Here is a 19,183-nt window from a genome sequence, read left to right as displayed (position 1 = left end):
CGGCAGGCGCCCGCGACCTCGCCTGGGCCGCCGAGGAGCGCGTCGGCCCGTCCTGGCGGCGCGTCCGGGCCCATGCCCTGCTCGTGCAGGGGCGGTCCGGATGGGCGTTGGGCGACCGCGGCGCGGCCGACCGGTTCGAGGACGCGGCGGCCGAGCTGGCCGCCCTCGGCGCGGACCGCCAGGCGGCGAGCGTCCACCTGGAGCTGGCGGATCTGTACGAGGCCGACGGCGAGGTACGGGCCGCGCTCGCCTGCTACCGGCGCGCTTCCTCCGTGGCGGGACTGCTGCCGTCCGAGCGGCGGGACCGGGACGAGCAACGCGACGGCCTGCCCTCCTCCTGAGATCCCGGCGCCCGGCCGCCGGAGGACGAGACCGCGCCGACCACCGGCCGGGCGCCCGCCGCCCGGCCCGTCGGCCTGCCCGGCGCCCCTGTTCCCGTGCCACTCATGCCATCTGCCGATCCATTGATGCGTACCGGCTATAAGTGCGGCTCAAGAGCTATTTCTGTCTCTCCGCCGGGTCGGGCACCATGATCTGGATATGCGATGCACGGGGGAGATGCATGGCTTCACCGGGGTGTACCACGCGCCGCTCCAGGACCGGGAGCAGCCCCTCATCCGCTGCGCACACGGCGCGACCGGCGCCGCCGCGCACCGGCGATCCGCTCGACCACCGTGGCCCTCTCGCCCGGTGCACGTTCCGCCTTTGAGCACGTCCTCGCAGTACGGCACCGCTTACGGGTGCCGCTTCCGGCACGCCACCGGCACTCCCCCCTTGAGACCAGGAGATCTGGGTGAGCACGAGGATGAATATCGCCGTCATCGGTACGGGTCCGCGCGGGCTGTCCGTCCTGGAGCGGCTGGCGGCCAGGGTGGCGGTGGCACGGGACCGGCCGCGGTCGGTGACGGTCCATCTGATCGACCCGTACCCGCCGGGGGCCGGCGCCGTGTGGCGGACCGACCAGTCCGGCGCGCTGCTGATGAACACGGTCGCCTCCCAGGTCACGGTGTTCGCCGACAGCACGGTGGGGCGGGACGTGCCGGTGCTCAGCGGCCCGAGCCTGCACGAGTGGGCCGGCTTCTCGGCCCGCCCCGGCGAGGCCGCACCCGGACCCGACGACTACCCGACGCGCGCGTTGTACGGCCGGTATCTCTGCTGGGCGCTGCGGTACATCGTGAGCCGGCTGCCGCAGGGCATGACGGTACGCATCCACCAGGACCGCGCCGTACGGCTCTTCGAGGACGCGGCGGGGCAGGGCGTACGGCTGGCCGGCGGTCCGGTGCTCCTCGGTCTGGACGCGGTGGTGCTGGCCCAGGGGCACATACCGATGGCCCCGACGGAGGCCGGGACCGAGCTGGGGGTGTACGCCGAGCGCAACGGCCTTCGGTACATCGGCCCGGCCAACCCCGCCGACGTCGATCTGACGGGCATCGCGCCCGGCAGCTCCGTGCTGCTGCGCGGCCTCGGCCTCAACTTCTTCGACTACATGGCCCTGTTCACGCAGGGCCGCGGCGGATCCTTCGTCAGGGACGCGCAGGGCAGGCTGGTCTACCGGCGGTCCGGCCGGGAGCCGGTGCTGTTCGCGGGCTCCCGGCGCGGTGTCCCGTACCACGCCCGCGGCGAGAACGAGAAGGGCGCCCACGGGATGCACACGCCGCTGCTGCTGACCCCGGCGGCGATCGCCCGGCTGCGCCGGCGCGCCGCCGAGCGGCGCGATCTCTCCTTCCGGCGGGACGTGTGGCCGCTGGTCGCCAAGGAGGTGGAGACCGTCTATTACGGCACGCTGCTGCGGGCGCGGGGCACCGCCCCGGCCGGCGTCCGCGAGTTCCGGGGCCGGTTCCTGACGGCCGAGGGCGGCGGGCCGGGGGAGGGCGCCCTGCTCGACGCGTACGGGATTCCCGCGGGGGACCGGTGGAGCTGGCGGCGCATCGCCGAGCCGTACGCGGGGCTGTCCTTCGGCGGAGCGGCCGACTACGGCGTCTGGGCGCGGGAGTACCTGCGGCGGGACGCCGAACGCGCGGGGCGCGGCAATGTCTCCGACCCGGTCAAGGCCGCCCTGGACGTGCTGCGGGACCTGCGCAATGTGATCCGCCGGGTCGTCGACCACGCCGGGATCACCGGCGGCTCCTACCGTGCCGAACTGCGCGGCTGGTACACGCCGTTGAACGCCTTCCTCTCCATCGGGCCGCCCCGCCGGCGTACGGAGGAGGCGGTGGCGCTCATGGACGCGGGGGTGCTGCGGCTGCTCGGCCCGCGGCTGCGGGTCGAACCGGACGCCGACGGGCGGGGGTTCCTCGCCACCTCGCCCGTGGTGCCGGGGGAGCCGGTGCGGGCCGGCGCGCTGATCGAGGCGCGGCTGCCGGAGTCCGACGTCCGGCGCACCGCCGACCCGCTGCTGCGGGACCTCCTGGCACGCGGCGAGGCCACCTCTTTCGTTGTCCCCGACCCGGAAGGGCCGGCGTACGACACGGGCGCGCTGGCCGTGACCGGCCGGCCGGGGCGCCTGGTCGCGGCGGACGGCCGCGCGCATCCGCGAAGATTCGCGCTCGGCGTCCCGACGGAGGGGGTGCACTGGGTGACCGCGGCGGGGATCCGGCCGTGCGTCGGCTCGGTCACGCTGGAGGACACCGACGCGGTCGCGAGCGCGCTGCTGGGCCTGGGGGCCGCGCCGCGTCCGGTGGACCGCAGCGAGGTGGCCGTATGAGCGGCTCGCTCCCGCGGACGGTCCTCGCGGGCCGGGCGGGGCAGCCGTCCGGCGCCCGTGACCCGCGGCCCCGGGCGGGCCGCGGCCTCGGCACCGCGTGGCATGTGGCCGCGGTGACCACGCTCACCTCGATGCCGGTCTTCCTGCCGGGCGCCGCCGACAGCCTGATCTGCCGTGAACTGCACTGGACCACCGGCACGTTCGGTGCCCTGCTGGCGGTCTACTGGCTGGGGTCGCTGCTCGGCGCCTGCGCCAGCCGGTCGGCCAGGATCCCGGTGGACGCCGGGACGGTGGTCGCCGCGGCGCTGCTGGCCACCGCGGCCGCGCTCGCCACGGGCGCCGTGGTGCCGGGCACGGGCCTGTGGGCCGGTGCGGTGCTCGGCGGCTGCGCGTACGGCTTCAGCCAGCCGTACACCAACTTCTTGCTGATGCGCCGCTGTCCGCCGGGCGCGCAGGGGCGGGCGTTCGGCCTCAAGCAGGCCGCGGTGCCGGCCACGACGCTGCTGTGCAGTGTCACGGTCCCGCTGTTCGCGGTCCCGCTGGGCTGGCGGGCGGTCTTCGCGGGCGGCGCGGCCGTGTGCGGCGGCTACGCGGTGGTGCTGCTGGCGCGGGTACGCCGCGAGCGCACACCGGAGCCGCGGGGCGGCCCGCGGGGCGCGGTGCCGTGGGACCGGCGGCTGGTGGCACTGGCCGCGGCGGGACTGCTGGGCGCGGCGATCGGCAACAGCCTGGGCGGATTCCTCGTACTGACCCTGGAGGACGACGGGTTCGCCCTCGGCACGGCGGGCTTCCTGGCGGCCGGGGCCGCGGGACTGTCCGTACTGGCGCGGCTCGGCGCGGGCTGGCTGACGGACCGGGCGGGGCACCGGACGTGGCGGCTGCTGTGGGTGATGTTCGCGGTGGGCACGGCGGGTACCGCGCTGCTGGCCGGGGGCGGCGCGGTGGGCAGCGCCGCCGGGGCCTTCCTCGCCTACGCGGGCGGCTGGGGCTGGGCCGGGGTGCTGCACCACGTCGCCGGGGCCTCGTATCCGGGCCGTGAGAAGCAGGCCACCGCCGTGACGCAGATGGGCGTCTCGCTCGGCGCGGCGGCCGGTCCGTTCGCCTTCGGGCGGCTCTACGAGCAGTTCGCGGGCGGGGCGTGGGTGCTGCTGTCGGCTGCGGGGCTGGCGGCCGTGGTGTGCGTGGTCGCGGCCCGCCGCGACGGCCCCATGTGACAACTGAATCCCGGATTTTGACTGGCCCTGGTCTCTGTCAATGACAGTATTGACAGAGACCAGGGCCGACTGCTTGCATAACGGTCGACGGCGGCCCGTTCCCGGAGGGAAGCGGTATGAAATTCGGAACCGACGTGCAGATACGGGCAGTTGGGGCATGGACTCCGCCGGCCCTGGACACCGCCGCCCAGGCGGTGGCCGAAGGCCGGCTCCTCCCTGAAGTGGCCGAGCGCATGGGCATCACGGCGCTCCCGGTGGCGGCGGACATCTCCGCGCCGGACATGGCGGTACGGGCGGCCCGGATCGCGCTGGAGCGCGCCGGCTGGGACGGCGGCGAGCTGGACCTGCTGGTCCACAGCTGGATCTACCACCAGGGCCACGACATGTGGTCGCCCCCGCACTACATCGCCAAGCTGCTCGGCGCCGCCGACTGCCTGCCGCTCGCGCTCCACCAGGGCTGCGACGGCGGCGGGCTGGCCCTGCAGGACGCCGCCCTGCGGCTCACCGCCGACCCCGGCACCCGCAAGGCCCTGGTCGCCAGCTCCGACCGGTTCGTCCTGCCGGGCATCGACCGCTGGAACTTCCAGCCCTCCATGCCGCTCGGCGACTCGGGCACCGCGATCCTGCTCGACCGCACCGGGGAGCCCGGCGCCGCGTTCGCGCTGCGCGCGGTCAACACCTACGTCGCGCCGGAGCTGGAGATCCTGGTCCGCGGCGACCGGCCGTTCGCCGACATGCCGATGCAGGTCGAGCTGCCCTTCAGCGTCCTGGACTCCGCCCGCGCCGGATCGGAACTGCTGTCCTCGGTCGCGTACGACCACATCACGAGCCTGGTCAAGGCGACCCTGGACGACGCGGGGACCGGCCCCGGCGACCGCAGGCTGCGGTACGTGGTCCTGCCGCGCATCGGGACCTCCGGCGTGAACTCCCTCTACCTGCCCGCGCTGCGGGACCTGCTGGACGTCGAGTATCTGCGCTTCGACGACCTGACCGGGCATCTGGGCTGCGGCGACTGGGGCGCCGACCTCAACGACCTGTACGAGCGCCGGATCCTGGCGCCGGGCGAGATGGCGCTGCTCATCGGCGCGGGAGCCGGCCTCACCTGGGTCTCCGCGATCGTCCAGGCCCCCGAACACGCGACTGCGCAAGGAAGGTGACACATGCTCACTGATTCGACGGCCGGCCGGGCAGGCGCCCCGGCGGCGGACGGTACACCGGTCACCCTCGCCCACGGCTATGTGCCCGTGATCGACATCTCCTCGGCCCGCAAGGGCGACCCCTTCCGGCGGCTGGCGGTCGCCCGCGCGATCGGCGAGGTCTGCGAGAACAGCGGCTTCATGGCGATCACCGGACACGGCGTGCCCGAGTCCCGGATCCGCGAGGTGTACGAGGCGACCAAGCGGTTCTTCGCCCTCGCGCCGGAGGAGAAGCGCCGGCTGCTCGCCGACCCGGACGACCCGCTGATGCGCGGCTTCGGCGTCGAGGGCAACCTCGCGGCGGCGAACGACGGCGTGGACGCCGAGCAGGCCAGAAAGCTCGCCGACCTCTCCGAGACGTACACCTACAACCGGCTCGGCGACGTCGGCGCGACCGGCATCCCCGACGACGCGCGGCGCGGCCTGGTCAGCCTCAACAAGTGGCCGGTGCTGGACGGCTTCCGCGCCGCCTACCTCGCGTACTACCGCGAGATGGAACACCTCGCCCGGGAGCTGGCCCGGCTGATGGCGCTGGCGCTGGAGCTGCCCGAGACCTGGTTCGACGACAAGATCGACCACCACATCTCGAACATGACGGCCAACTACTACCCGGGCCAGGAGAACCCGCCGCAGCCCGGCCAGCTCCGCAAGGGCATGCACAGCGACTGGGGCCTGCTGACCATCCTGTACCAGGACGGCGCGCCCGGCGGCCTTCAGGTACGGGACAAGGCGGGCCGATGGCTGGACGTGCCGGCCGTCGAGGGCACCTTCGTGGTCAACATCGGCGACCTGATGGCCGTGTGGACCAACGACCGCTGGGTCAGCACCGTGCACCGGGTCGTCAACCCGCCCCGCGAGGTCGCCCACCGCGAGCGCTACTCCCTCCCCTTCTTCCTCCAGCCCAACTACACGGCGCCCATCGAGTGCATCCCCACCTGCACCGGCCCCGACAACCCGCCGCGGCACGCCCCGACCACGTCGGGCGCGTACCTCGTCGGCAAGCTCAGCGCCGCGTACGGCATATGAGCACCGGCACACGGAGCGCCCGCGTACGGCGGCCGGGGCCGGCGGTGCCCCGGGCCGCCACCGTCCGGGCGGTGGCCGTGGCCCTGGCGGTCGCGGCCGGCGCGGTGCTCTCCCTCCAGGCGTGGGTGAACGGCAGGCTGGGCGGCCGAGTGCACGACGGTGTGGCCGCCGCGGCCCTGTCGGACGGCGCCGGACTGCTGGTCCTGCTGCTCGTCTGCCCCTGGCTGCCGGCCTTCCGGGCCGGTGTACGCCGCCTGGCGGCCGCCCTGCGCACGCCGCCCGGCGCGCCCGGCAGGCTGCGCCCCCACCACTTCCTCGGCGGTCTCGTCGGCGGCGTCGTCGTCCTCTCCCAGGGCGTCAGCACCGGCGCCCTGGGCACCGCCGCATACACGGTCGCGCTGGTCGGCGGCCAGACTCTGAGCGGCCTGTGGGTCGACCACTTCGGGCTCGGGCCCGGCGACGCCTGCCGGGTCACGCCCCGCCGGATCGCCGGTGCCGCGCTCGCGCTGGCGGCGGTGGCCGTACCGCTGCTCGGCTCGCTGGCCACCGGCGCCGTATGGCTCGCCGCCCTCCCCCTGCTGGCCGGCATCGGGCTGTCCTGGCAGATGGCGGTCAACGGCCGGCTCAACGTCGAGGCCCGCACCCCCTACCCGTCCGTGACCCTGAATTTCCTGCTCGCGGCCGTGGTGCTCGGCGCCGCCCTGTGCGTCGACATCGCCCGCGCCGGCCTCCCGCGCCACTGGCCCGGCGACCCGCTGCTGTACTCCGGCGGGCTCCTCGGCCTGGTGTTCGTCCTCGCCTCGGTCCTCCTGGTGCGCCGCATCGGCGTGCTGGTGACGGGGCTGGCCATGGTGGCGGGGCAGACCGTGGGCGCGCTGCTCGTCGACGCGCTGTTCCCCGGGGACGCCGGCACCGGGCCGGGGGCGGTCCTCTCCTCCCTCGCTGTCCTGCTCGCCGCCGTGCTGGCGTGCCAGTCGCCGAACGCCACCGCACGCACGGCACGCGACGAGCGTCCTTCCCTCGAACCGGAGCTCACGGCTCCCTGACAGAAGCAGGCGGACAACCATGACGTCCATGACCGAAACCCCGGTGACCGTCCCGTCGCTCGACCTCGACACCGGTACCGACATCGAGCTGTGCAGCGACATCACGGTCGAGCTGGTGGACCACCGGGCCGACGACATCGGTGTCGTACGGGCCGCGCGGGTGTCCACCGCGGGCGAGCGGGCGCATCAGGAGGAGCGCGGCGACTCGTATGCCGCGGGGCTCATCAACTACCTGATGCGCAGCCGCCACGGCAGCCCTTTCGAACACAACTACATGACGTTCCTGATCCACGCGCCGATCTTCACGGTGCGCCACCTCATGCGCCACCGCACCTGGTCGTTCAACGAGGAGAGCGCGCGCTACCGGGAGATGAGCCCCGTCTTCTACGTCCCCGACGGCGCCCGGCTGCTCCGCCAGGAGGGCAAGCCGGGCCACTACCACTACGTGCCGGGCGCCCCGGGCGACCTGGAGGAGGTGGTCTCCTCGGCGCGGTCCGTGTACGGGGCGGCGTTCCGCGAGTACAGCCGGATGCTGGACGGCGGCATCGCCCGCGAGATAGCCCGCATGGTGCTGCCCGTGGCGACGTACTCCTCGGTGTACGCGACCTGCAACGCGCGGGCGCTCATGCACTTCCTGGGGCTGCGGACCAACCGGCCCGACGCCGCCTACCCGTCCTCGCCGCAGCGGGAGATCGAGCTGGTGGCGGAGGGCATGGAGACGGAGTTCGCGCGGCTGATGCCGCTCACGCACACCGCGTTCGAGAAGTTCGGCCGGGTCAGCCCGTAATCGCGGAAGAGACCGTACGCGGCCGGGACCGGTGCGGCACCGGTCCCGGCCGCGTACCCCACCAAGGAGGTCCAGATATGCGTGTCACCCTCTACGCCGGTTCCTCGTCGGGCAGCCGGCCGGCCTTCGCCGAGGAGGCGGGACGGTTCGCGGCCGGGCTCGCCCGGCAGGGCTGCGAGATCGTCTACGGCGGGGGCAGCGTCGGCCTGATGGGGGTGATCGCCGACGCCGCGCTGGCCCATGGCGGCAAGGTCACCGGCGTCATCCCGCAGTCCCTGGTCGACGCGGAGGTCGCCCACACGTCCCTCACCGACCTCCGGGTGGTGGACACCATGCAGGAGCGCAAGGCGCTGATGGCGGAGCTGGGGGACTGCTTCGTCGCACTGCCCGGCGGGGTGGGCACTCTGGAGGAGCTGTTCGAGGTGTGGGCGGGGCTGGTGCTCGGCCATCACCGCAAGCCGCTGATGCTGCTGGACACCGAGGGGTACTGGAACCGGCTGGTCTCGCTGGCGCTCAAGGCCGCGAACCACGGCTTCATGAGCGCCGAGGAGAGCCGGTCCCTGGTCCCCATCCGCACCGCGGAGGACTTCTTCGCGGCCGTCAGGGAGTGGACTCCGCCCCGGCCGCGCTGGTCAGCTCCGTCAGCGTCTGCCGCAGCCAGCTGAGCTCCGCCTTCGAAGTGGCCCGCGCGATGGTCAGGATGCCCTGGCGGAAGGGGTCGTCGAGGTCCTGGGCACGCAGCGGCCGGTCGCCCTCGTAGAAGTAACTGCTGGGCTCGCTCAGGAAGTCCAGCCGCCGCTGCAGCACCTCCGCCTGCGCCGCCGGGTCCGCCAGGTGACGCAGGAAGGCGAGCAGCACGAACCAGCGGTTCTCGTCGGTGATGAACGGCTCCTCGGGCTTGCGCAGCAGCTCCATGAGCCGTTCCTCGCCCTGCCCGGTCAGGGTCAGCACATGGCGGGGCGCCGCCGCGGCCCCCTGTTCCGGCGAGCGCCGCAGCAGCCCCGCCTTCTCCATGCGCTTGATGGCCGGGTAGAGCGTGCCCTGGCTGACGGCACGCACGTGCCCGGTCAGCCGGGCGAGGCGGACGCGCAGCTCGTACCCGTGCAGGGGCTCTTCGTGGAGGAAGCCCAGTACGGCCAGATCCAGTGTGCTTGACATGGCTCACGAGCATACGGCTAAACTCGCCATAGGTCGATACGACATACAAGGCTCGCGACATACAAGTTTCGCGATGTACTAAGTCAACGACATAGAGCGTGTCGACATAAACGCAGGCCGGGAACGACGGTCGAACCGAGCGACCGCGGCCGGCCTCATGGCTAGGAGGTCACCCCCTTGTCCGCCTCATCGAATCCGCAACCCACGGCCCTGGCCCCCGACGACGGGGCCGGCGGCCCGGCGGTGCCCGCGGCCTCCGCCACGGCTGCCGATCCGGCGGCCGAGCGGTTCTCCGTCGTACCGCTGCTCGCCCTCTCGCTCTCCGTCTTCGCCCTCTGCTCGGCGGAGTTCGCATTGATCGGGCTGCTCCTCCACGTCTCCCACGACCTGCACGTGACCGTGGCGACGGCGGGCCAGCTGCTCAGCGCGTACGCGTTCGCCGTCGCCATCGGCGGCCCCATCGTCACCGTGCTCACCGCGCGCGTCGCACCGAAGACCCTGGCCCTCGCGCTGCTCGCGGTCTTCGGCGTCGCCAATGTCCTCGGCGCGCTGGCGCCCACCTTCGGCATCCTGATGGGCGCCCGGACGATCGGCGCGCTCACCCACAGCACCTTCGCCGCCGCGAGCATCCTGCTGGCGGTACGGCTCTCGCCCCCGGGCCGGCAGGCGTCGGCCATCGCCTGGGTCGCCGGCGGCCTCGGCCTCGCGACCGTACTCGGCGGCCCCATCGGCACCGTGATCGGTGAGACGTGGGGCTGGCGGGCCACCTTCTGGACGGTGGCGGTGGCCGCCGTGGTCGGCGTGCTGGCCATCGGCTTCCTGGTGCCCAACGGGCTGGGCGGCGGCGCGAAGGTGTCCTTCCGCGCCGAGGTCGGCGCGCTCGGCAGGTCCCAGGTCCTGTGGGCGATGGGCGTCACCGTCGTCTCGCAGACCGGCTGGTTCCTGCTCTACAGCTACATCACCCCGCTGCTGCGCCAGGTCACCGGCTTCAGCGAGGGCGTGGCGGCCGCCATGCTCTTCGTCTTCGGACTCGGCGGCTTCATCGGCAACGCGCTGGGCGGCAAGCTCGCCGACCGGTCCCTGCGCGGCACGATCGCCGGGATGCTCGCCGTGCTCGCCGCGATGCTCCTGCTGATCGGCTTCGGCGCGGGCGCCGCGGTCCCCACCGTGATCGCGGTCCTGCTGATCGGCCTGGCCTCCGGCGCGCTCGTACCGCCGCTGCAGGCCTGGGCGCTGGGTGCGGCGGGCGGCGGCTCGACCCTGGTCCTCGCGGCCAACACCTCCGCCTTCAACCTCGGTAACGCCGCGGGCTCCTGGACCGGTTCACGGATGCTCGGCTCCGGCGCCGCCGTCAACACGCTCGCCTACGTGGGAGCCGCCATCGTCCTGGTCTCCCTGATCGGCGCCCTGGTCGCCCTCCGCGCCCGGCGCGCCTCCGCAGTAGCGGCCGACGGGTCCACCGCCTGACGGCCGCACCCGACGCCGCACTCCACGGCCCAAGACGGCCGCCTCCCGCGGCCCGAGAAGAGAGAAGCGACATGAGCGTTGACCAGTACGACGAGATCGGCGTGGCCTACGAGGGCTTCAAGTCGCTGCCGATGATCAGGTACTCCGAACTCCCCAGCTTCCTGGGCATGTTGGACGACGTGGTCGGGCGCTCGGTCCTGGACCTGGCGTGCGGCACCGGGTTCTACACCCGGCGGATCAAGGCGCTGGGCGCCGCTGACGTGCTCGGCGTCGACATCTCGCCGGCCATGATCGAGGCGGCCCGCGCCATCGAGGAACAGCGGCCCGCAGGGGTGCGTTACGCGGTCGCCGACGTGGCCGCCATGACGCTCCCCGACGCCCCCTTCGACCTGGTCACCGCCGCCTATCTGCTCAACTACGCGGAGAGCGGCACCGCCATGAAGCGGATGTGCGAGGGCGTACGGAGCGCCCTCGCACCCGGCGGGGAATTCCTCACCCTCACCCAGAACCCGGACTACCGCTTCGACGGCCCGTCCACCCGGAAGTACGGCTTCCTGCACGAGTTCGACGAGCAGGCCGAAGCGGGCCCCCGCGCCTCGATCACCGCGCTCCTGGAACCCCCTGTCACGATCACCGCGCACTTCCCGCGCCGCGACGTCTACGAAAGCGCCCTGAAGGCCACCGGCTTCACCGACATCACCTGGGAGCCGGTGCACATCGCCCCGGAGGGAGTCGCCGCCCTCGGCGACGCCTACTGGGACGACTGGCGTGCCAACCCCACACTCGTCCTGCTGCGCTGCCGCGCAGCGTAGGCCCGGGGTCCGCCCGGCCCATGCCGCGCGGCCACTGTCCCCGGCCCCCACAGACCGCCGGAGTGCTTCGCCGACCCCCGCGACGGAGCACTCCGGCCCACGGCCCACCCCGCACCTCCCTCTCCGCCACCGAGCCGGCAGCCGCCGCAACCCCTGGGAGCGCCATGTCCCGCCGTCTGTTCACCTCCGAATCCGTCACCGAGGGCCACCCCGACAAGATCGCCGACCAGATCAGCGACACCGTCCTCGACGCACTCCTCGCACAGGACCCGGCGTCCCGGGTCGCCGTGGAGACGCTGATCACCACCGGTCAGGTGCACCTCGCCGGCGAGGTCACGACGCGCGCGTACGCCGACCTCGCTGCCCTGGTCCGCGAGAAGATCCTCGCCATCGGCTACGACGCGTCGGACAAGGGCTTCGACGGGGCCTCCTGCGGCGTCAGCGTCTCGCTCGGCGTCCAGTCCCCGGACATCGCGCAGGGCGTGGACACCGCGTACGAGAAGCGGGTCGGCGGGGGCGGGGACGCGCTCGACGAGCAGGGCGCCGGCGACCAGGGCCTGATGTTCGGCTACGCCTGCACGGAGACCCCCGAGCTGATGCCCCTGCCAGTCCAGCTCGCGCACCGCCTCTCCCGCCGGCTCACGGAGGTACGCAAGGACGGCACGCTGCCCTACCTCCGTCCCGACGGCAAGACCCAGGTCACCGTGGAGTACCTGGGCAGCAAGCCGGTCCGGCTGGACACCGTCGTGGTCTCCTCGCAGCACGCCGCGGGCCTCGACCTCGACTCCGTCCTCGCACCCGACCTCCGCACGTACGTCGTCGAATCCGTCCTGAAGGACCTCGCCGAAGCGGGCCTGGACCTGGAGACGGACGGCTACCGCCTGCTGGTCAACCCGACGGGACGGTTCGAGACCGGCGGCCCGATGGGCGACGCGGGCCTCACCGGCCGCAAGATCATCATCGATACGTACGGCGGTATGTCCCGGCACGGCGGCGGCGCCTTCTCCGGCAAGGACCCCTCCAAGGTCGACCGCTCCGCCGCGTACGCGATGCGCTGGGTGGCGAAGAACGTCGTCGCGGCCGGGCTCGCGACCCGCTGCGAGGTGCAGGTCGCCTACGCCATCGGCAAGGCCGAGCCGGTCGGCCTGTTCGTGGAGACCTTCGGCACGGCCACCGTCTCCCAGGCCCGCATCGAGCGCGCCGTCACCGAGGTCTTCGACCTCCGCCCCGCCGCGATCATCCGCGACCTCGACCTGCTGCGCCCCATCTACGCGCAGACCGCCGCCTACGGCCACTTCGGCCGCGAACTCCCCGACTTCACCTGGGAACGCACCGACCGCGCCGAAGCCCTCCGCAAGGCCGCCCGCCGCGCCTGACCACCGCCACTACACAACGCCGAAAATCACCGGCACAAAACGCCGCAAAGGAAAGCACCCCATGCGCACCATGACCGACACCGAATGGAAGACATTCGTCTCGGCCGGCACCCGCACCGGGAAGCTCGCCGTGACCCGGGCCGCCGGCGAACCGCACGTCACGCCGGTCTGGTTCCTGCTCGACGAGGTCCCCGACGCCACCGGTACCGGGACCGTCACCGAGGTCGTCTTCACGGTCTGGGGCGACTCCCTGAAGGCCCGCGCCCTGCGCCGCAGCGGCCGCTTCAGCCTCTGCGTCGACGACCAGACAGCCCCGTACGCCTACGTACAACTCAACGGCACCGCCCGCCTGGCCCCCGCCCCCGCCCCCCTCCTCACCTGGGCCACCCGCCTCGCCGCCCGCTACATGGGCCCGCAGCACGCCGAAACCTACGGCCGCCGCAACGCGGTCCCCGGCGAATACCTCGTCCGGGGGCGGGTGGAGAGGGTGGTGGCACAGGTGGGCATCGCGGAGTGACCCCGGGGGCCGTCACCGCCCAGCAGCGTCCGGGGAGTTCCCGCTACTGGGTCCGCGTCCCGGCAAGGAGGGCTTGTGCCTGTTCGCGGGCATGGCGGATGGGGTCAGGAAAGATGCTCAGGCCGTGGGCGACGAGCGCTCCTTCGTGCAGCAGCATGAGCGTCCGGGCCAGCTGGTCGGCTCCGTCGGGGGCGATCTCCCCGGCGAGGCGGCTGAACAGGTCGAGCATCCACTGCTTCTGCCCGGTGATGACCGGATGGGCCGGGTGGGCCGGATCGCTGATCTCGGCGTGGGCGTTGACCATGCTGCACCCCTTGGAGCTGTGCTCCGACGACCACGCGTGCGAGGCGTCGAAGACGGCCAGGACACGTGCCGACGGCGCCGGGTCCGCGGCCGCCAGGCGCTCGGCGAGGAAGGCCCGCCAACGCTCGTCGCGGTCCGCGAGGTACTCCACGACGATCTGCTCCTTGGAGCCGAACCGGTCGTAGAGGGTCTTCTTGGTCACCCCGGCCTCGGCGGCGATCAGGTCCACGCCGACGGCATGGATCCCGCGCTCGTAGAACAGCCGTGCAGCGGCCTCCAGGACGCGCAGCGCGGCAGGCGTCATCCTGATCCGCCGCGACTTCTCCGTAGTACCCATGCCCAAAAGTATACCGATCTGTATAGTGAAGGGTGAAGGGGTATACCGATCTGTTTACTGGAGGGTGAGACGTGCACTTCCTGCTCTCGATCGCCTTCGTGCTGTGCTGGAGTTCCGGGTTCATCGGGGCCAAGCTCGGGGCCGGCAGCGCTTCCGCGGTCACGGTCCTGATGTGGCGGTTCCTGCCGCTGACCGTCATCCTGATCGCCGTCGCCGCGACCGCCGCCAGAGCGTCGTGGCGGGGCCTGGCGGTGCGGGACGTGGCCAGGCAGGCCGTGGTCGGCGTGCTGTCGCAGAGCGGCTATCTGCTCACCGTCTACTACGCGATCCAGCTCGGGGTCTCCAGCGGCACCACGGCCCTGATCGACGGTGTCCAGCCCCTCGTCGCCGGAGCGCTCGCCGGCCCGTTGCTGCGTCAGTACGTCTCGCGCACGCAGTGGCTCGGCCTGTGCCTGGGGGTGAGCGGCGTCGCCCTCGTCACCACGGCCGATGCCGCGGCGCGCACCGGCGTGGCCTGGTGGGCCTACCTCATCCCGTTCCTCGGAATGTTTTCGCTGGTCGCGGCCACATTCCTGGAAAGCCGTTCCCGCACGCGGGTCGCGCCTGCGGTGTCGATGACCGTCCACTGCGTCACCAGTACCGTCATCTTCACGGCGCTCGCCGCGAGCACCGGAGCCGCGAAGCCCCCCGCCGAGCCCTCGTTCTGGGCCGCGATCGCCTGGCTCGTGGCCCTGTCCACCTTTGGCGGGTACGGGTTGTACTGGCTCATCCTGAAGCGCTCCGGAGTCACCGAGGTCAATACGCTCATGTTCCTCATGGCCCCTGTCACGGCGGTCTGGGGAGCCGTCATGTTCGGTGAGACGTTCGGCCTTCAGACCTTGCTGGGCCTGGCCATCGGCCTCGCGGCAGTCGTCATCGTCCGCCGCGGCGGCACCTCGCCCACGAGGGCGTGTGCGCGGGACAGGGACGCGGACCCGGCCGGGGAAAGGGTCAGTGGATGTGTGACCCGCCGTTGATGTCGTAGGTGACACCGGTGAGGTAGCCGGAGGCCGGGCGGGCCAGGAAGGCGATGACGTCGGCGACATCGGTGACGCTGCCGGCGCGGCGCATCGGGATGTCGTCGATCATCGCGGCCTTGCGTTGCGGGTCGAGCTTGCCGGACGTGATGTCGGTGTCGATCAGGCCCGGGGCGACGGAGTTGACGGTGACGCCGGAGGGGCCGAGCTCGCGGGCCAGGGCGCGCGAGAAGCCGAGCAGGGCCGCCTTGGCCGCCGAGTAGGCCACACCGCCGAAGACGCCACCGCCGCGCTCGGCCGAGACCGACGACAGGTGGATGATGCGGCCGAAGCCGCGCTCGGCCATGCCGGGGGCCACCCGGCGGGTGAGGAGGAAGCTGCCGCGGACGTTGACGTCGAAGATGCGGTCCCACTCCTCGGCCGAGACATCGAGGAAGCGGGTCGGCGAGGTGATGCCGGCGTTGTTGACCAGGGCGCCGACCGGCGGCAGTGCGGCCTCGACGGATTCCACGGCGGCGTGCACGGCGTCGGGGTCGGTCACGTCGGCGGCCAGGCCCAGCGCCTGCACGCCATGGGCCTGGGCCACCTCCTCGGCGGCGTGCTCGGCGGCTTCCTTGTCCAGATCCAGTACGGCGATGTGGTAACCGTCCGCGGCCAGGGCGTGCGCGGTGGCCCGGCCGATACCGCGGAGGGATCCGGCGCCGGTGACAAGGGCGGTGCGAGGAACGGCGGCGGTGGGGTTGGCGATGGAGTTGGCGGTGCTGGTCATGGGTGCTTGCTTCCTTTGCGGCGGTCGAGTGGTACGGATGAAAGAGGAAAGGGCTCTGGGGACGGGTGGCGGAATTCAGTGGTTTCCGGGGCCGGGTGCGCACAACTCGTCCCGTACGCGCGCCTTGATGGCGGCCACGGACAGTCCGTACCGGTCGTGCAGCGTCGGCAGCGCGCCCGCGGCCAGGAAGGCGTCGGGGAGGCCGATCGGTACGATGCGTACCCCCGCTCCGGCGTAGGCGAGGCAGGAGGCCACGGACTCGGCCAGGCCGCCGATGACGGTGTGGTTCTCCAGTGTCACCACCAGCCGCCCCTTCGCCGTCTCGCGCAGAATCGCCTCGCTGTCCAGGGGCTTGATGGTCGGCACGTGCAGCACGGCAACATCGATGTGATCGGCCGCCAGTTCCCGCGCCGCGGTCAGGGCCCGTGTCGTCATCAGGCCCGTGGAGATGAACAGCACGTCGCGGCCGGTGCGCAGCTCCGCGGCCCGCCCCACCTCGAAGCGGTAGTCGTACTCGTCGAGCACGGTCGGCACGGCGCCGCGCAGCAGCCGCAGATAGGTCGGCCCCGGAGTGGCGGCCAGGGCCGGGACGGCCTGCTCGATGTCCACCGAGTCGGCCGGGTCGACGATGGTGAGGCCGGGGATGCCGCGCAGGATGGCCAGGTCCTCGGTGGCCTGATGGCTGGGCCCGTAACCGGTGGTGAGGCCCGGCAGCGCGCCGACGACATTGACGTTGAGTCCCGGCTCGGCGATGTCCAGGCACAGGAAGTCGTACGCGCGGCGGGTGGCGAAGACGGAGTACGTGGAGGCGAACGGCACCAGGCCCACCTCCGCCAGGCCGGCGGCGGCCCCCAGCATGGACTGTTCCGCCATGCCCATCTGGAAGAACCGGTCCGGGTGGGCCGCTCGGAAGACGTGCATGTCGGTGTACTTGGCCAGGTCGGCGGAGAGCCCGACGATCTCCGGGCGCTCCTCGGCGAGCCGGGCCAGCGCATGGCCGAAGGGTGCCTTGGCGGTGCGCTGCCCCTCCTCCGCGATCGAGGCGATCATGGCCGAGGTGGTGAGCTTGCGCGGTGCGGCCTGGGCCGCGGCGGGGGCGTTCATGCGTCGGTGTCCTTCCGGATGCGGTGGTGGTGTGTCCCGTCCAACTGGTCGCGGGCGACCTGCCATTCGTGCTCCTCGACCCGCATGAAGTGCGCCTTCTCCCGGGTCTCCAGCAGAGGCACGCCGCATCCGATCCGGGTGTCGCAGATCAGTACCGAGGGCGAGCCCCGGTGGGTGCGCAGGGTGTCGAAGGCGGTGAGGAGGGCATCGATGTCGTTGCCGTCCACCCGTATGGCGCGCCAGCCGAACGCCTCCCACTTGTCGGTGACGGGCTCGGTGCGCAGCACGCCCGCGGTGGGGCCGTCGGCCTGGAGGGCGTTGACATCGACGATGGCGGTGACGTTGTCCAGACCGTGGTGGGCACCGGCCAGGGCGGCCTCCCAGGTGGAGCCCTCATCCAGCTCACCGTCGGAGAGCAGGTTGTACACGCGTGCCGCACTGCCCTGGTGACGCAGGCCCAGCGCCATCCCCACCGCGACGCCCAGGCCGTGGCCGAGCGAGCCGCCGGAGATCTCCATGCCGGGGGTGTAGGAGGCCATCCCGGACATGGGCAGCCGCGAGTCGTCGCTGCCGTAGGTGGCCAGCTCCGCGACGTCCAGGGTGCCGGCCTCGGCCAGCGCCGCGTACAGGGCGATGGCGTAGTGGCCGATCGAGAGCAGGAACCGGTCGCGCCCCGGCCAAGTGGGCTCGTCCGGACGGTAGTTCAGTACGTCCTTGTAGGCGACGGCGAGAATGTCCGCGACGCCGAGCGCCTGGCCGATGTATCCCTGGCCCTGGACCTCGCCCATGTCCAGGGCGTGGCGCCGGATGCGATACGCCGAGTCGCGCAGCGCGCTGACCCGTTGGGTGCGGTCGGTGGCGTCGGTGGCGTCCGTAGGGGCGGGGCCGGTGCGGAGTGTGGTGTCGGTAGAGCTCACTCTTCGGTGCTCCTTGCTTACTGGGGGAGTGGTGCGGGTTCGGGCGTGCGCGTGTGATCGGCCGGCGTGCGGTCCCCGGGCCCCCACGTCTCGCGGGTCAGCAGCGTCGCCACGAGCCCCAGCAGGCCGTAGCAGCTGAACAGGACGGCGGGGCCGGCCCAGCCCGTGGCGGAGTACAGCGCGGTGGCGATCATGGGCGTGAAGCCGGAGACCACCGCGGAGAGCTGGTACGCGAGGGAGGTGCCGGCGGTCCGCGTCTTGGTGGCGAACAGCTCGGAGAACCAGGCGCCTTGCACGCCGGCCAGCGAGTTCTGGCAGAGGCAGTAGCTGACGACGAAGGTCAGCAGCACCAGCACCGCGCTCTCGGTGCCCACCAGCAAGAACATCGGGACGCCCCACAGCAGTGTGACCGCCGAGCCCAGCAGATAGACCGGGCGTCGCCCGATCCGGTCGGAGAGCGCACCCCAGAAGACGGTGGCGAGGATGCCGAGCGCGGCGGCCGTCACGAGGGCGGTGAGGGAGACGGTTCCGGAGACGTTCGGCGCGGCGTCGTCGTCCAGGTAGGACAGTACGAAGGTGATCGAGACGGCGTAGCCGGCGGTCTCCGCCGTCCGGAGGCAGAAGGCGCGCACCACGTTGCGCCAGTCGTCGCGGACCACCTCCAGCAGCGGATTCCTGGCGACCTGGCCGGTCTCCTTGAGCTCCTCGAACTCCGGCGACTCATCGATCTTCAGCCGGATGAGGATGCCCACGACGATCAGTACGGAGCTGAGGAGGAAGGGGACGCGCCAGGCCCAGGAGCCCTCCAGCGTGCGGGTGCTGACCAGGAACGCCAGGTTGGAGAGGAGCAGGCCGACGGGGAAGCCGGCCTGGGTGATGCCGGTGTACAGGCCGCGCTTGCGCCACGGGGCGTGCTCGAAGGTCATCAGGATGGCGCCGCCCCACTCGGCACCGAAGGCGAGCCCCTGCACGATGCGGACGATGACCAGCAGAATCGGCGCCCACAGGCCGACCATCTGGTACGTGGGCAGGCAGCCGATGAGGACGGTGGCGACCCCCATGATCAGCAGGGAGCCGACGAGCACCGGCTTGCGGCCGATGCGGTCGCCGAGGTGACCGGCGATGATGCCGCCCAGCGGGCGGGCGGCGAAGCCGATCCCCAAGGTGGCGAACGACAGCAGCATCGCGGCCAGCGGCTCGGAACCGGGGAAGAAGACGTCCCCGAAGTACAGGGCGGCGGCCGTGCCGAAGCCGATGAAGTCGTAGGTCTCGATGACCGCGCCGACGCCGCAGCCGACGGCCACCCGGCGGCGTTCCGGTGACCCCTCGGCCCTCGGCCGGGCCGGTGGCGGTGGTGGTGCCGGTGCCGGTGGCATGGAGCTGACCATGCGGATCCTCCTTGATCGCAACGCGCCTGCCTCTCAGTGTTGACTG

The 19,183-nt window shown here is 72.4% G+C and carries 19 protein-coding genes; 13 read left to right on the top strand and 6 right to left on the bottom strand.

Annotation, left to right across the window (positions count from 1 at the left end):
• The 8 genes from ABT381_RS07690 to ABT381_RS07655 all read left to right on the top strand — a co-directional run.
• Positions 1-341, top strand: a 341-nt coding sequence (locus ABT381_RS07690; protein WP_351589246.1) for a hypothetical protein, incomplete at its 5' end; no start/stop codon positions are given.
• A gap of 452 nt (positions 342-793) precedes the next feature.
• A complete protein-coding gene (locus tag ABT381_RS07685) occupies positions 794-2,704 on the top strand; it encodes an FAD/NAD(P)-binding protein (protein ID WP_351589243.1) in 1,911 nt (636 codons plus the stop codon).
• Complete coding sequence (locus ABT381_RS07680) at positions 2,701-3,918, top strand: MFS transporter (RefSeq protein ID WP_351589240.1); 1,218 nt, start codon at positions 2,701-2,703, stop codon at positions 3,916-3,918. Before ABT381_RS07685 ends, ABT381_RS07680 begins: the two co-directional genes overlap by 4 nt.
• 116 nt (positions 3,919-4,034) lie before the next feature.
• Complete coding sequence (locus ABT381_RS07675) at positions 4,035-5,075, top strand: ketoacyl-ACP synthase III family protein (RefSeq protein WP_351589237.1); 1,041 nt, start codon at positions 4,035-4,037, stop codon at positions 5,073-5,075.
• 3 nt (positions 5,076-5,078) lie between these two features.
• Positions 5,079-6,140, top strand: a complete 1,062-nt coding sequence (locus tag ABT381_RS07670; protein ID WP_351589234.1) for an isopenicillin N synthase family dioxygenase — start codon at positions 5,079-5,081, stop codon at positions 6,138-6,140.
• Positions 6,137-7,186 (top strand): DMT family transporter, encoded by a 1,050-nt coding sequence (locus ABT381_RS07665; protein WP_351589231.1) that lies wholly within the window; start codon positions 6,137-6,139, stop codon positions 7,184-7,186. Before ABT381_RS07670 ends, ABT381_RS07665 begins: the two co-directional genes overlap by 4 nt.
• 28 nt (positions 7,187-7,214) lie before the next feature.
• Positions 7,215-7,973, top strand: a complete 759-nt coding sequence (gene thyX, locus ABT381_RS07660) for an FAD-dependent thymidylate synthase (RefSeq protein ID WP_351589228.1) — start codon at positions 7,215-7,217, stop codon at positions 7,971-7,973.
• Between the two features lie 77 nt (positions 7,974-8,050).
• Positions 8,051-8,638: an LOG family protein gene (locus ABT381_RS07655; protein ID WP_351589226.1), complete on the top strand. Its 588-nt coding sequence runs from the start codon at positions 8,051-8,053 to the stop codon at positions 8,636-8,638.
• On the opposite strand, the gene ABT381_RS07650 is transcribed toward ABT381_RS07655, so the two are convergent.
• Positions 8,574-9,131: a PadR family transcriptional regulator gene (locus ABT381_RS07650; RefSeq protein WP_351589224.1), complete on the bottom strand. Its 558-nt coding sequence runs from the start codon at positions 9,129-9,131 to the stop codon at positions 8,574-8,576. The two genes, ABT381_RS07655 and ABT381_RS07650, sit on opposite strands and share 65 nt — an antisense overlap.
• Positions 9,132-9,308: 177 nt before the next feature.
• Here ABT381_RS07650 and ABT381_RS07645 point away from each other — a divergent pair, with 177 nt between their 5' ends.
• From ABT381_RS07645 to ABT381_RS07630, 4 genes are all read left to right on the top strand, one after another.
• Positions 9,309-10,598, top strand: a complete 1,290-nt coding sequence (locus ABT381_RS07645; RefSeq protein WP_351589222.1) for an MFS transporter — start codon at positions 9,309-9,311, stop codon at positions 10,596-10,598.
• Between the two features lie 71 nt (positions 10,599-10,669).
• A complete protein-coding gene (locus ABT381_RS07640) occupies positions 10,670-11,410 on the top strand; it encodes a class I SAM-dependent methyltransferase (protein ID WP_351589220.1) in 741 nt (246 codons plus the stop codon).
• A gap of 164 nt (positions 11,411-11,574) precedes the next feature.
• A complete protein-coding gene (gene metK / locus ABT381_RS07635) occupies positions 11,575-12,786 on the top strand; it encodes a methionine adenosyltransferase (protein WP_351589218.1) in 1,212 nt (403 codons plus the stop codon).
• Positions 12,787-12,847: 61 nt separating this feature from the next.
• On the top strand, positions 12,848-13,303 hold the full coding sequence (locus ABT381_RS07630) for a PPOX class F420-dependent oxidoreductase (protein ID WP_351589216.1): 456 nt from the start codon (positions 12,848-12,850) through the stop codon (positions 13,301-13,303).
• 43 nt (positions 13,304-13,346) lie between these two features.
• On the opposite strand, the gene ABT381_RS07625 is transcribed toward ABT381_RS07630, so the two are convergent.
• Positions 13,347-13,943: a TetR/AcrR family transcriptional regulator gene (locus ABT381_RS07625; protein WP_351589214.1), complete on the bottom strand. Its 597-nt coding sequence runs from the start codon at positions 13,941-13,943 to the stop codon at positions 13,347-13,349.
• Between the two features lie 71 nt (positions 13,944-14,014).
• Here ABT381_RS07625 and ABT381_RS07620 point away from each other — a divergent pair, with 71 nt between their 5' ends.
• Positions 14,015-14,959: a DMT family transporter gene (locus ABT381_RS07620; protein WP_351589212.1), complete on the top strand. Its 945-nt coding sequence runs from the start codon at positions 14,015-14,017 to the stop codon at positions 14,957-14,959.
• Here the strand turns inward: ABT381_RS07620 and ABT381_RS07615 are convergent.
• The 4 genes from ABT381_RS07615 to ABT381_RS07600 all read right to left on the bottom strand — a co-directional run bounded on the left by ABT381_RS07615 (position 14,934) and on the right by ABT381_RS07600 (position 19,137).
• A complete protein-coding gene (locus tag ABT381_RS07615; protein WP_351589209.1) occupies positions 14,934-15,728 on the bottom strand; it encodes an SDR family NAD(P)-dependent oxidoreductase in 795 nt (264 codons plus the stop codon). The two genes, ABT381_RS07620 and ABT381_RS07615, sit on opposite strands and share 26 nt — an antisense overlap.
• Before the next feature lie 75 nt (positions 15,729-15,803).
• Positions 15,804-16,832, bottom strand: a complete 1,029-nt coding sequence (locus ABT381_RS07610) for a transketolase family protein (RefSeq protein ID WP_351589206.1) — start codon at positions 16,830-16,832, stop codon at positions 15,804-15,806.
• The gene (locus tag ABT381_RS07605) at positions 16,829-17,749 is read right to left on the bottom strand and encodes a transketolase (RefSeq protein ID WP_351589203.1); all 921 of its coding nucleotides are present in this window, start codon (positions 17,747-17,749) and stop codon (positions 16,829-16,831) included. The genes ABT381_RS07610 and ABT381_RS07605 overlap by 4 nt, the downstream gene beginning before the upstream one ends.
• 17 nt (positions 17,750-17,766) lie before the next feature.
• Positions 17,767-19,137 carry an MFS transporter gene (locus ABT381_RS07600; RefSeq protein WP_351589200.1) on the bottom strand — a complete coding sequence of 457 codons (1,371 nt, stop codon included), beginning with the start codon at positions 19,135-19,137 and terminating at the stop codon, positions 17,767-17,769.
• Between the last annotated feature and the right edge of the window lie 46 nt (positions 19,138-19,183).

The organism is Streptomyces sp. NPDC000151 (assembly GCF_040301705.1).
GTDB lineage: Bacteria > Actinomycetota > Actinomycetes > Streptomycetales > Streptomycetaceae > Streptomyces.
The sequence above is the reverse complement of the archived record's forward strand: the minus strand, read 5'-3'. Positions and strand labels throughout refer to the sequence as shown.

Excerpts from the sequence above, each read along its gene's own strand:
- ABT381_RS07680 (WP_351589240.1), top strand. The coding sequence starts at position 2,701 with ATGAGCGGCTCGCTCCCGCGGACGGTCCTCGCGGGCCGGGCGGGGCAG.
- ABT381_RS07675 (WP_351589237.1), top strand. The coding sequence starts at position 4,035 with ATGAAATTCGGAACCGACGTGCAGATACGGGCAGTTGGGGCATGGACT.
- ABT381_RS07670 (WP_351589234.1), top strand. The coding sequence starts at position 5,079 with ATGCTCACTGATTCGACGGCCGGCCGGGCAGGCGCCCCGGCGGCGGAC.
- ABT381_RS07665 (WP_351589231.1), top strand. The coding sequence starts at position 6,137 with ATGAGCACCGGCACACGGAGCGCCCGCGTACGGCGGCCGGGGCCGGCG.
- thyX (WP_351589228.1), top strand. The coding sequence starts at position 7,215 with ATGACCGAAACCCCGGTGACCGTCCCGTCGCTCGACCTCGACACCGGT.
- ABT381_RS07655 (WP_351589226.1), top strand. The coding sequence starts at position 8,051 with ATGCGTGTCACCCTCTACGCCGGTTCCTCGTCGGGCAGCCGGCCGGCC.
- ABT381_RS07650 (WP_351589224.1), bottom strand. The coding sequence starts at position 9,131 with ATGTCAAGCACACTGGATCTGGCCGTACTGGGCTTCCTCCACGAAGAG.
- ABT381_RS07640 (WP_351589220.1), top strand. The coding sequence starts at position 10,670 with ATGAGCGTTGACCAGTACGACGAGATCGGCGTGGCCTACGAGGGCTTC.
- metK (WP_351589218.1), top strand. The coding sequence starts at position 11,575 with ATGTCCCGCCGTCTGTTCACCTCCGAATCCGTCACCGAGGGCCACCCC.
- ABT381_RS07630 (WP_351589216.1), top strand. The coding sequence starts at position 12,848 with ATGCGCACCATGACCGACACCGAATGGAAGACATTCGTCTCGGCCGGC.
- ABT381_RS07625 (WP_351589214.1), bottom strand. The coding sequence starts at position 13,943 with ATGGGTACTACGGAGAAGTCGCGGCGGATCAGGATGACGCCTGCCGCG.
- ABT381_RS07615 (WP_351589209.1), bottom strand. The coding sequence starts at position 15,728 with ATGACCAGCACCGCCAACTCCATCGCCAACCCCACCGCCGCCGTTCCT.
- ABT381_RS07610 (WP_351589206.1), bottom strand. The coding sequence starts at position 16,832 with ATGAACGCCCCCGCCGCGGCCCAGGCCGCACCGCGCAAGCTCACCACC.
- ABT381_RS07600 (WP_351589200.1), bottom strand. The coding sequence starts at position 19,137 with ATGGTCAGCTCCATGCCACCGGCACCGGCACCACCACCGCCACCGGCC.